We start from the raw sequence: 12,348 nt of genomic DNA, 5'->3' as shown, positions 1-12,348 counted from the left end.
GTACGATCTGAGCAGCATACGCATACTTAGGTCGTACAAAGGAATACGGGCTATTTTTATATATATGACATATACTCGTCTACAGCGTTTTGACGGATTCTCCCCGATGGATATCCGGCACAAATCGATAAATAATCGGGACCGATTCGCCGCCTTCCTCAATGCTGGACAGCAGCGTTTTTGCCGCCTGCTTCCCCATATCCGCAATCGGTTGTGTAATGGTCGTAATGGGCGGATTGTAAATATGGGCAAACTCCGCATCGTCAATCCCGATAATGGACAATTCTGCCGGAATACGTATACGGCGGGCATTCACATACTTCAACACCTCAGCCAACACGATATCATTCCCGGCCAACAGTGCAGTCGGCGGCTCCGGCAGTTGGAACAGTTCCTTCAATGTCTGCTGGATTTCTTCTCTTGGTACACTGTGCATATATTCTTCACGAAATGACAAGCCATGCTCCTCAAGCGCCTTCTTATATCCGCTGAGCCGCTCCACTCGTGGAGTAATCCGATTCAAGCCAAGGGGCAAAGTAATCAACGCAATTCGTTCATGCTTGTGAGCCACAAGTTCCTGAATCGCCAGCTTAATCGCCATTTCGTTATCCAGCAGCAGGCTGCGTGTATTGACACCGTCCACCAGGCGGTCCAAAAACACCAATGGATATTTTCCCCGAATGAGTTGGTTGTAAATGTCTGCATGCTTTCCTGTCGGGAAGATGATTAAGCCGTCCACTTGACGGGCCTTGAGCATCTCAATATACTGGCTTTCCTTGTCAGGGTTTTCATCGGCGTTGCAAATGATCACCTGAATGCCAAAGCGCTGCAATTCCTCCTCAATCGCACGGATAGACTGAATCGACAGCGTATAATCAATGTTGGCCACAATGACTCCCACCATAAACGTCCGGTTTTGCTTCAAGCTGCGGGCCAGCCCGTTAGGCTGATAGTTCAGCTCTTGAATAACCTCGGCGATCCGGTCCTTGGTTTGGTCGCTCATATATTTATATCGTTTGTTCAGAAATTGCGAGACCGTGCTTTTAGACACTCCCGCCTTCTGGGCAACATCTTCAATCGTTGGCTTCTTCATCGGTACACTCCTTGTCTTTCATGTACTGCGTTAGTGCAACAAAAGTATATCTTTCTTTTAGTAAATTTACCATACTTCTATTTATGAATGCCATTATGATATATTCTGAGCTTAAAACTTACCTGTGGTGCCACTTCGCCAACTCCATTTTCATATACAATTTTTGGCTCACTGCTATTTCCCCTCTATGCAGGAAAAAGAGGTAGTTCAAGATGTTTTCTTGAACTACCTCCACGTATACAACTCTATCAAAAAGCTAGGTTCCAGTTAACCCGAATGACTACTTGGATTAGTGTGCCGGAACAGGCGTTGCAGGTTGATCCGGTGTATCGTGCTCGACCAGCGAATGCTTTTCCCATAACCGGCTTCTCCAGCGGGCATACATGATGACAGCACGAGTCCATTCATCAGCAGCAATCGCCAGCCACACACCAGCGAGTCCCATATCCAGCTTGAACACCAGCAGATAACCCAGCGGCAAGCTCATGCAGACCATGGAGATCAGGCCCATAAAGACTGGGAACTTGGCATCTCCAGCAGCACGCAACGAGTTGATAATGACGATATTCGTCGTCCGTCCAGTTTCTAGCAGAATGCTAAGTAAAATAACCTGCGCACCCAAACGAATAATTTCAGGGTTTTCCGTAAACAAACCGAGTAAGGGTACACGGAAAAAGATAACCACTGCATCAATGATCACAGTCACGAGCAGCGCCCATTTCACACTGCTCAATACACGTTTATAAGCCGTATCCTTCTCCCTGGCTCCCACGAGCCTCCCCACTACAATAGCCGTTCCCATACCAACTGCCATACTGAACAAATAAATATAGCTCGAAATATTATTGGCATATTGACGTGTCGCCATCGCTTCAGCGCCCAGGTAAGTCACATACAGTGTAAATATGAGCTGACACGACTGATACATGATGGACTCCAGCGCGGATGGTACACCAATACGCAATATTTTTGTGATGAATTTTCTGGATAAATGGACGTAATATTTCCACTCGACACGGACCTCAGTTACCCGGTACATCAGCCAGAAGAAGATCAAGAGACAAATAAAGCGGCTACCTACTGTAGAAATAGCAGCACCTTCTACACCGAGTGCAGGCATTCCCCAATGCCCCAAAATCAAAACATAGTTGCCGACCACGTGGATCACGTTCATAAAAACCGATACATACATCGTTTCTTTGGTAAAACCATGCGTACGAATGGTCGCCGCCAGCGAGTTAATCAATGCCTGAAGGAAAATGGCCCCCCCGACAATACTCATATAGGATTCTGCGTAAGTCAGAATATCCCCCTGGACATTTAGCCATTGCAACATATGAGTACCAAACACAAGAAAAATCACGCTTAGCAAAAGACCTACCATTAAATTCAGAGTAATGGCCGTACCCGTCACCTGAGCCGCTTCGACAAGTTTCTTAGAACCGATATATTGAGCTACGACGATAGCAGCGCCGTTGCCGATAACCTCCAGTACAAGGATAGCGATTGAAATAATTTGATTGGACGCGCCCACACCCGACACTGCATTATCAGATACAGAACTGAGCATGAATGTATCGACGCTTCCCATTAGCATAAACAGGAACAATTCAAGGAAAATAGGCCATGTCAAACGGAACAAATTCAGTTCCTTGGCTTCGGACAATACCGAACCATTTTTTAGTGCTCTGGTTGTCATTCATTCACCTTTCTTCATAGAATATTTAATGATCAAAGGGTATGTTAGCACAGTCATTCTGGAAAATACATCCCGTTTACGTAAAATGATTTGAAAAATACGTAAGAATTCATTTATCACCTTCTTTATATTTGATTATCGAACTTTATTGAAACAAGCTGTTGCAAGAATATAGCCATAATCCGGTCCGCTCGATGTCTTGATGAGCTAAAGGGTATAATAGATTAAGAGCTTGTGAGCATTGCCGCTGACAGGACGTGCAGATTGTTGTATGCTTCCCAAGCATAATTTGTAATTTAGAAATGGATTATATAGGTCATTCATAGACTTAAACGGTAATAAAGGAGGCTTTTACAGATGACTCAATCATTTCAAGCCCTTGTCGTCGATCAGACGCAGGACGGAGAGGTTCAAGCAGAAGTACGTTCTTTGGAAACTGACAGTTTACCTGCTGGAGAAGTATTGATTCGTGTCGCTTATTCCAGCATCAATTATAAAGACGGGCTTGCCGCCCGCAAGGATGGCAATATTGTCAAATCCTATCCGTTCGTACCCGGCATAGATTGTTCGGGAACCGTCGTTTCTTCCGAGGATAGCCGTTTTAGCGAAGGACAAGCGGTACTCGTTACCGGGTACGGGCTGGGTGTGTCTCAATTCGGAGGATTCAGCCAATATGCGCGCGTGCCTGCGGACTGGGTGGTTCCACTTCCCGACGGACTCACGCTGAGAGAGGCGATGATTTTTGGGACAGCCGGATTCACCGCAGCCCTGTCGTTATATCGGCTGGAGCAAAACGACGTTGCGCCGGAGAAGGGTAAGGTGCTCGTCACCGGTGCGACGGGTGGCGTAGGCGGTGCAGCCATTGCCTTGCTGCACAAGAGGGGCTACCATGTCGTAGCCAGCAGTGGCAAAGTCGAATCCCATGATTACCTCAAGGCGCTCGGAGCAGCCGATGTTATTTCGCGTGAGGAGGTTTACGACGGTGCCGAGAGCATTCGACCGCTAGCCAAGCAGCTTTGGCAAGCGGCTGTAGACCCTGTAGGCGGAAAGCCGCTCGCTTCGCTGCTCAGCCAGATCGCCTACAACGGCTCTGTTGCCGTGAGCGGCCTGACGGCAGGCACCAAGCTGCCTACGACGGTGCTGCCGTTTATTTTGCGCGGCGTAAATCTACTGGGCATAGACTCTGTCTTCTGCCCCTATGATACCCGCGTAGCGATCTGGAAACACCTCGGCAGTGACTGGAAGCCGAAACAGCTAGAACAGCTCGTTGAGCGCGAAATTGGCTTGGGTGACCTGCCAAGCGCGCTTGAAGACATCCTGGCAGCCCGCTCACAGGGTAGAACGATTGTACGGCTGGCTGATTAAGCGGAAGGTTGTCCATAAGCTATTCGTTGACGGGTTTTTACGCGAAGGTGTGTTCATCCCGTAGGGTCTATATAAGAAGCCTGTAAATCTGCAGTTTTGAGATTTACAGGCTTCTTTTTTTGTGTGGTACATTGGAGAAAAAGTGGACACATTCAGAGCGTACGATCTATTTTTCACAACCAAATGAACCTTTTGGGGACTCCAGTTGTTATATAGGTAAACTGCACGAGAAAGGAGAACCGTCTTTGGAGAGTAATCGAGAACTGTTTGATCTGTATCAGCGGGATGTATATCGAACCTGCTACTACATGGTCCATAACGCCTCGGATGCAGAGGATTTAACACAGGAAGTGTTTATTACCTTGTTTCGCAGCAATCGTGAGCACATCGAGCAACTAAAAGCCTGGATTATGAAAGTTACGGTCAATCATTGTCTGAACCATCTTAAACGCCGAAAAAGCCTGCATCTGAAAGTATCGGCCAATCCCCATCTTTTTACTGGAACAGAAAACAAGCCTGTGGACAGGCAGGTGGAAGAGCGCGAGTCGGCTGAGGAATGGGCTGTTTATATGAATCGCCTACCGGCCAAAATCCGCGCTGTGCTGACACTTCGCTATATGCATGATTTCACGCTGGCAGAAATATCCAAACTGCTGGAAATTCCGCTGGGAACCGTCAAATCCAGGACACACAAAGGGCTAAAGTTAATGGAACAAATACTGCGGGAGGCTGGCGCACAGATTCCCGAGCTGGAAGGAGAGAACTATGAACAACGTAGAAAAGGCATTGAAGCACAAGTTAAATGATGATTCGAAAATGGCCTATCCTGACTTCGATGAGATGTGGAACCGGATGGAACAGACAGGGCATACTGCCCCTACGCTAACCGATGCTTCCGATTCATTCACTCCACACCGACATAGTAATTGGCGCAAAATAGCCATCGCTGCTTCCCTGAGCGCACTTCTCGTTGCCGTTCCCGTCTATGCCGCCATCCATTATAACTGGGGCAATCTGCTGCACGGAAGAAGCGGCATTCGGACGGCACTAAATCAAGACCTTGGACAGCCGCTGGAGCAATCTGTCACCAGAGACGGAGTGAAGCTGACGTTGCATACCGCTATTGTCGATGAGAATCGGACTGTGATTCTGTACAGCTTGGAGGTCGGAAAACGGGCAGACAACGAGTTTTGGAATGTCAAAGGCGTATCACTTAAAAATGCTGCGGGGAAAAGCAGCGAAGGGGAGTATAGCTTTCAGCAATGGGACGAGAAAAATCAACGCTATAACGGTTACTTTGAAAGTGATTGGACACCGCAGCAAGAAACAGAGAACGTGCGGCTGACCGTAGATCATATAGAGCTCACCAGCGTTCAGGAACTGGATTTGCCGCTCGATATTCGGTCGCCTCAAATACAGACGTTCAAACTGGATCGTAACGGCTTACAAGATATGAAGGTACAAGTATTTGAACAAGGTAAGGACAAGCTGATGCTGTCCTCAGCAATTACCTTCGATTCGTCCATACCAAAGGAATGGGACAATCCGCAAATTATTGCCTACAAAGATGGGAAGCCTGTGAATCCTCAATCTGGAGGGACATTTGGTACACCCGGTGAGAACGGAGAATACACAGCCCAGCAGTATTTTACTAAAGAGAATATACCAGAAGGGCAAACTACTTTTAAACTGCAATATGCACAAACCGAGAAAAGTATACATGAGCCCCTAAATTTTGACCTGCAGTTAAGCAAGAAGAAAATGGAGAGCGGTACAATAAAAAGCGTGCTGAATACCCCATTAGAGAACGGCAATCCGAATTTTATGCTGGAACAAATGATTGTCACACCGACACAAATCCGTGTCACGATCAGAAGCAAGGAGAAATTCGCCATGTTACCTTATCAAAAATATTTTCTTTCTGTGAACGGTACAACGTTAGAGGGTAGCCGTTGGTCTTTACCTGATCAGGAACACGATCTGAACACGATCCGTTTTGAGCGACCGGCCAATCTTGTGATTACCAAGGACACTCCCATTACTTTTACAGGCAAATACAAGGTTACGACCCATTCGGATGACAAAACGCCACAGCGTTTAGCTGATATTTCTGAGCAAAAACAGACGCTAACGACGCAAATCGGTGGCTATCCTGTGAAGTGGACCTACTACAAGCAAGGCTCGGACTTGTTCGTAGAAACCGAAAGTGAGGACACTCACTTTGGGGGGATTAACCAGACGCATATTGGCCTGGGGAAAGAAAGGATTATTGGCAAGCCGATCACGGCCAACTTCGCCGGAGATGGCAATAATAAGGCAGTGGATGTCTACAAGAACTTCAAGGGAAAGGAAGCTTCTATTTATATGTTCTACTATACAACAGACGACCCGGAAGCAGAGACGACCGTACCCTTGCAGCCACTGACAAGCAACAGCAAAGTATCTAAATAACAATGCTATAAAAGGAGGGTTCTCTATACCTGTGTGATTCACAGTATAGGAACCCCCTTTTTTATTTGTCTAACAAGGCACAGTCTGCGTGAAGCTGTTGTAGCTCCGCTTTACTTCACAGAACCTTGCGTAACACCATTGATAATCCATTTTTGTGCAATCAGGTAGACGATAATCATCGGCAGCAAGGCCATCAGGTACGAGGCAAAGGCCAGATTAAAATCCGTATTGAACTGTCCCTGAAATACATACTGAACGAGCGGCAGTGTATATTGTTCCGCATCGCTGATAATAATGAGCGGCAGTAAAAAGTCATTATATGTGGACAGACAAGTGAGGATCCCCACCGTAGCACTAATCGGCGCCATCAGCGGAAATATAATGCGCCAAAATGTCCCCCATGTCGTCGCGCCATCTACCGTAGCTGCCTCTTCCAATGCCACCGGTATGGAGTGAATATAACCGACATACACGAAGACATTAAACGCCAAGCCATATACCGTATGCAGCACGATAAGACCCAACAGATTGGTCATATGGAGGCCCGAGGCCAGCTTCACAATCGGCAGCATGATGATCGGGAACGGAATGAACATGGCGCTCACAAAGTAAAAATATAACCCCTTGAAGAAATGCCGCTGCATATTACGAGCAATGGCATAAGCAACCATGGAATTGGTGAGCAAAGTGAGGATAACTGTCGATGTTGTCACCATCACACTATTCTGAAAAGCACTGAAAAAGTTGGTCATTTCCACTGCACGACTAAAATTTTCCCAATGCAGCTCCGTCGGAAAGGCAAAGGCGGAATGCGCCATCTGCTCGGGATTTTTAAGTGCAATCGTCACCGTCATATAGAGGGGAAACAGGATAAATATTGTCCCCAACGCTACCAGAATCAGCACAGGCCAGTTGGTACGTCTGCTTGTTTTCATCAGTTGTCCATCTCCCTTCTCTGGAGGAATCGCAGCTGTAAGATGGAAATGATCGCGATCACAATAAAGTAAATCACAGAGTTAGCCGACTGATATGCAAATTCCCCACCTCTAAAGCCCCCGGTGTATATCAGATGGGAAATCGACTGCGTGGCCCGTCCCGGTCCGCCGTTCGTCAAGGCCACGATCTGATCAAATACCATCAGGGAATTTTTCATCGCCAATACCATATTGATCGTAAAAAACGGAGCAATCAACGGAAAGGTAATGCTCCAGAATTCACGCCATTTACCTGCACCATCCAGATTGGATGCCTCATACAGACTGGTCGGAATCGTTTGTAGCCCTGCCAGATAGAGAATCGTATTAAAGGCGATGCCCTGCCATACAGCTACAATGACCACTCCTACCCAAGCCAACTGCTCACTGCCTAAGATGTTCGTCGATAGTAAGCCAATACCTAAGTTCTGTCCCCAGATCGTAAACACGTTCGAGAACAGGTAATTGAATATGTAACCTACGATCAACACGCTCAAAATATTAGGTAAGAAATAAATCCCGCGAAAGAAATTACGAAAACGTATTTTAGCGTTCAGCCCCATGGCAATCAGCAAGCTGAAAATATTAATCGCAATGGTAACCACAATCGCAAATTTGAAAGTAAACCAGTAAGCATTGCCCACATTGTCGTCCTGAAACAAATTAATATAGTTCTTAAACCCGACAAAGTGATACTGATGGCCAAATCCGTTCCAATTGGTAAGCGAGTAATAAAATCCCTGCAAGGCAGGTAAGGTCAAAAATATAAAAAATAATAGCACCGCCGGCACCGTCATCCAGTAAAAAGTCGTTAGTCGCTTATTCATGTCTCGTCCTCCTCCCCTATCGGCGGTTAGCTACCTTATTCCACTCCCGGTCGAGCTTGGCTAGATAGGCATCGATGTCTCCATTTTGCAGGAAAGCCTGCACAATTGAATTCAATTGGACCGCTTTGGGAATATAGTGATCGGCAAAATCAATGACACGGCCTGATTTAAAATACGGCAACAGCTCCGCCACACTTGGATCATCCTGCGTGACTCCCTTCACCGCCGAAAACAACGTTTGTTCCGTAATGTATTGCTTGCTGTTCTCCGGTTTTAATAAGAAGGCAATGAACTCCTCCGCCTCCTTTTTATGCGGCGTGCTTTCCGAAACAGCTAACAGCGTATCTATACCAGACACCAGCTTGACCGCCTTTGCGTCATCCCCTGTGGGTAACGGGAAAAATCCGAGTTCCACTTTCGGGTTAGCTTTGCGAATTTCAGATATAGCCCACGAGCCCTGGATGTACATCAGTCCCTGCCCGTTAGCGAAAGCACGGTTACCGTCAGCATAGTTTTTGCCAAAATTATCACTATGTCCGTATTTCAGCAGCTCCAGCTGCTTTTCCGCAACCTCGCGGTACTTGTCCTGAAAGGTGACCTGATTCTCACGCCTTTGCAGGAAAAAATCAATGCCCACCAAATTCGGACCCAGTGCATTAAAAGGAAGGTTCGTTTGCCAATCATCTTTATATGTAAAATAAAATGGGATTTTACCAGCAGCCTTGATCTTTTGCGCCGTTGCAATCAGTTCATCCCACGTTTTGGGCACCTGTAATCCCATTTCCTTAAAAAGTGTCTTGTTATACATCACACCATTCGCATTCGCAGCATAAGGAATTCCATACACAGGATCGACCCCAGTCACATCCTTAAGCATTTTGAGGTAAATCGGGTCCACCGTACGTGGTAATTCTGTATTCGCAAGATCCGTAAAAATACCGCTCTGCGCCAAAATGGAGTAGGTATCTGTGGCCCCAAGCCCCACAATGTCAGGTACATCGTTTTTGACAACCCGGGTCAATAACACCGTTTCTGCCTCTGGCGGATTGACCTGTGTCACTTCAATTCCGGGATGTTCCTGATTGAATTGAGCGATCAGCTTATCGAACGAACCCTTGGCCTCCGGCTTGTTTTGGAAAAACTCAATTTGCACCTTGCCTGAATCGTCACTCCTATTGCATGCGCTTACAATGATCGCTAGCAGCAGAATCGCCGTTAGTGTAGACAGTCTTTTGACCCCATTCCACATCCTCATACCTCCTTTTCCCCTATGTCAATCTATGCGGGACTAGACAATTAATACCCGTCCCTTGCAGAAAAGAAACGATACAGTGGAAGCAATTACCGCCACGAAGTCCAACACCGTTCGTATTAAAAAAAGATCCAGCTAACCTTCAAACGGTCGCTTGGATCTTTTCTAATTGTATAGTATTAACTATAAAATTTATGTTAAAAAACTCTTTTTTGCCACCGTACACAACTAACAATAATGCCCACTACCAACATTCCCCCTGTACACATCCAAAATTCAAATGAGTTGTCAATCCTTAGAGCAAGCAATATTTCGCGAAACGGGTCCATTAACATAATAAGCGGTCTAGCCAATTTAAACAGGAATACAGATAAAACCAGAATTGATAGATAAGCAAACAGGGGTCGAGATACAAATAAGCATACAGCGCTGCTCAACATGAGCTTCACCAAGCACACCATAAGCAGTATAAGATAAAATGTGAGTATGTAGGTTATGGCATCAGACAAGGTAGAAGGTGTTGATGCACCATATTTCAAGAAAGTAGAGCTATGCGGGAAAAGAAACCATCCTGCAAGCACACTTATAAACAAACCTGTCCCAACGAAAATGACTGTTGTGATCGATAGTGCGAGCATCTTGGCAAGCCAGAACCATAAACGACGATACGGACGCAACATGTAAAGCCTATACGCCCCTGAATAAAGATCACCACTCAACTGATCCACATATAGGATAGGTAACATCGCCAAAGTTAGAAATAAAGCAACCTCACTCATCATTAGCCATGGCAGGTTTAAATTATTGACGAGCATGCTTCCTTCGCCAAAACGGAAGATCTTTGTCCCCGTCATTTTATAGCTCCATATAATCGCTACAATTATTAATATATAGGCTACGTACAACGAATAAGTGGACTTCCGCTTCCAAATTCGTTCCATTTCACTGTGCCAGATTCCCAGCATCAAGCAATCCCCCTAACACAAATAATCATCGGCTACAAAGCGGCGATATGCACCCCATGTAAACAAGGCAAGATATACACTTACAACGGTAATGATGGCCCCATTCACAGATAAACTTCCGATTAAAGAATTATTCAATCCCGTATGCTGCAGATATGGAATAATCATAAATGCGACCACATCATATAGGTATGGAATATGAGAAACAAAGGATGCCAATTTTAGATACAGCGGATCAAATAACAGAGAAGCCAAATTGTATAACATGCAAATACCGATAGCATATGTAACACTCTTGCTATACATAGCAAAAAAGCAATACAAGGAACTTATAGCTAATAGTGAAGCAAATGCCCAGCCATAGTATTCAAGGATGCGCAGCAATCGAACTCCAGACAGACCTATATCACTTAAATCATATGAAAATTTCCATACTTCAGCGATCACTTGTGAAGATAGGGCATATACCATGAGAAGAAGTAAGATAGAAACATTCAAAACCAGCAGCTTGCTCCAAAAAATCTGACCACGGGTAAATCGACGCATGAATAATAGCCGCAGCCGTCCACTTTGAAATTCCTCAGTAAACACAGCAGCAGCTAAAGCAGCCACAGCACTGTTGCAAAATAAATATAAATTCTCCTGCAGACTGGTGACGATAAAATTCTGGTGTAGCACCTCTATTGGAACATTCCGAGTACGCAAATAGTATAATCCTGTCGAATAGGCTAGCACAGGTGTGCATAAAACCATAAGCCAGAACCACTTTCGCTTCCACAATCGTTCGAATTCACTGTGTATCAATCGCTTCATAATCCCATTAACCCCATAAAGGCATCCTCCAGACGTTGGCCTTCCTTTATCAGCTGATCAGTAGGCCCCTGCCAAACTAGCCTGCCCTCTTTAATTACGATAAGTTCATCGCACATCTGTTGCAATTCGTCCAGCAGATGACTGGAGATAAAAAAGGCATAATTGGCCGAGTTACGCAAACCAAGCACAATATCACGCAGTTCTCTCATCCCCATGGGATCAAGACCATTAGACGGTTCATCCAACAACAAAAGCTCCGGAGTACCCAGCATGGACTGTGCAATACCTAGTCTTTGCTTCATTCCAAGCGAATAGGTTTTTACCTTGTCGTCGCCCCGCGTTTCTAATCTCACCTTTGTAAGCAACTCTTCGATATGTGCCTCCCGATCTGAGGATGCAATTTCAGAGTGCAGCCGTGATAAATTACGTAAAACCTGCCTGCCCGTCATATAATCAAAAAAGACCGGAGATTCAATAATGGCCCCCACCTTGGACAGCGCTTTTTCCCGGTCCGTATGTACATTATATGAAGCTATCTGTACAGAGCCGCTGGTTGGCTTCATTAATCCAGTCATAATACGCATCATTGTTGTTTTGCCCGCTCCATTGGGTCCGATGAATCCATAAATCTTCCCTTTCTGAAGCTTGAATGAAATATTATTTAATAAATTTCTTTTCCCCATTTTTTTTGTTACCTGATTGACCTCCAGCAAGAAGTCCGACATATCGTTCCCTCCATCGTATAATTGATAGGCATGATATTAATATGGATAAGCCCATTTAATATTGGTTAACATCGCGTACACAAATTAGAAAGTATCATATGTTGCGAAATGTAAACGAATTACTTTATATGTAAAATAAAAATATAAAAAATCATTAATACCAATTTATTTTAATATATGGTTA

11 protein-coding genes are annotated in these 12,348 nt (G+C 45.4%); 3 read left to right on the top strand and 8 right to left on the bottom strand.

Features of this window, described 5'->3' with window-relative positions:
* Positions 1–79: 79 nt before the first annotated feature.
* Together ACXHJ2_RS25490 and ACXHJ2_RS25485 are read right to left on the bottom strand one after the other, a co-directional pair.
* Positions 80–1,093, bottom strand: a complete 1,014-nt coding sequence (locus ACXHJ2_RS25490) for a LacI family DNA-binding transcriptional regulator (RefSeq protein ID WP_165079842.1) — start codon at positions 1,091–1,093, stop codon at positions 80–82.
* Positions 1,094–1,382: 289 nt separating this feature from the next.
* A complete protein-coding gene (locus ACXHJ2_RS25485; RefSeq protein WP_064961582.1) occupies positions 1,383–2,792 on the bottom strand; it encodes an MATE family efflux transporter in 1,410 nt (469 codons plus the stop codon).
* 357 nt (positions 2,793–3,149) lie between these two features.
* Between ACXHJ2_RS25485 and ACXHJ2_RS25480 the strand changes: the two genes are divergently transcribed.
* From ACXHJ2_RS25480 to ACXHJ2_RS25470, 3 genes are all read left to right on the top strand, one after another.
* Positions 3,150–4,157 (top strand): acrylyl-CoA reductase family protein, encoded by a 1,008-nt coding sequence (locus ACXHJ2_RS25480; RefSeq protein ID WP_058711064.1) that lies wholly within the window; start codon positions 3,150–3,152, stop codon positions 4,155–4,157.
* Between the two features lie 245 nt (positions 4,158–4,402).
* A complete protein-coding gene (locus ACXHJ2_RS25475; RefSeq protein WP_165079843.1) occupies positions 4,403–4,963 on the top strand; it encodes an RNA polymerase sigma factor in 561 nt (186 codons plus the stop codon).
* Complete coding sequence (locus ACXHJ2_RS25470; RefSeq protein WP_165079844.1) at positions 4,923–6,608, top strand: DUF4179 domain-containing protein; 1,686 nt, start codon at positions 4,923–4,925, stop codon at positions 6,606–6,608. Before ACXHJ2_RS25475 ends, ACXHJ2_RS25470 begins: the two co-directional genes overlap by 41 nt.
* 110 nt (positions 6,609–6,718) lie before the next feature.
* Here the strand turns inward: ACXHJ2_RS25470 and ACXHJ2_RS25465 are convergent, their stop codons facing one another.
* From ACXHJ2_RS25465 to ACXHJ2_RS25440, 6 genes are all read right to left on the bottom strand, one after another.
* A complete protein-coding gene (locus ACXHJ2_RS25465) occupies positions 6,719–7,543 on the bottom strand; it encodes a carbohydrate ABC transporter permease (RefSeq protein WP_165079845.1) in 825 nt (274 codons plus the stop codon).
* Complete coding sequence (locus ACXHJ2_RS25460; protein WP_165079846.1) at positions 7,543–8,409, bottom strand: carbohydrate ABC transporter permease; 867 nt, start codon at positions 8,407–8,409, stop codon at positions 7,543–7,545. The genes ACXHJ2_RS25465 and ACXHJ2_RS25460 overlap by 1 nt, the downstream gene beginning before the upstream one ends.
* A gap of 16 nt (positions 8,410–8,425) precedes the next feature.
* The gene (locus ACXHJ2_RS25455; RefSeq protein WP_165079847.1) at positions 8,426–9,658 is read right to left on the bottom strand and encodes an ABC transporter substrate-binding protein; all 1,233 of its coding nucleotides are present in this window, start codon (positions 9,656–9,658) and stop codon (positions 8,426–8,428) included.
* Between the two features lie 200 nt (positions 9,659–9,858).
* Positions 9,859–10,626, bottom strand: coding sequence for an ABC transporter permease (locus tag ACXHJ2_RS25450; RefSeq protein WP_149034675.1), 768 nt, complete (start codon positions 10,624–10,626; stop codon positions 9,859–9,861).
* Between the two features lie 12 nt (positions 10,627–10,638).
* On the bottom strand, positions 10,639–11,439 hold the full coding sequence (locus tag ACXHJ2_RS25445; protein ID WP_165079848.1) for an ABC transporter permease: 801 nt from the start codon (positions 11,437–11,439) through the stop codon (positions 10,639–10,641).
* Positions 11,436–12,164: an ABC transporter ATP-binding protein gene (locus ACXHJ2_RS25440; RefSeq protein WP_013373628.1), complete on the bottom strand. Its 729-nt coding sequence runs from the start codon at positions 12,162–12,164 to the stop codon at positions 11,436–11,438. Before ACXHJ2_RS25440 ends, ACXHJ2_RS25445 begins: the two co-directional genes overlap by 4 nt.
* Positions 12,165–12,348: the final 184 nt, after the last annotated feature.

The organism is Paenibacillus sp. ALE3 (genome assembly GCF_054113405.1).
This window is presented reverse-complemented; position numbering and strand designations above follow the sequence as displayed.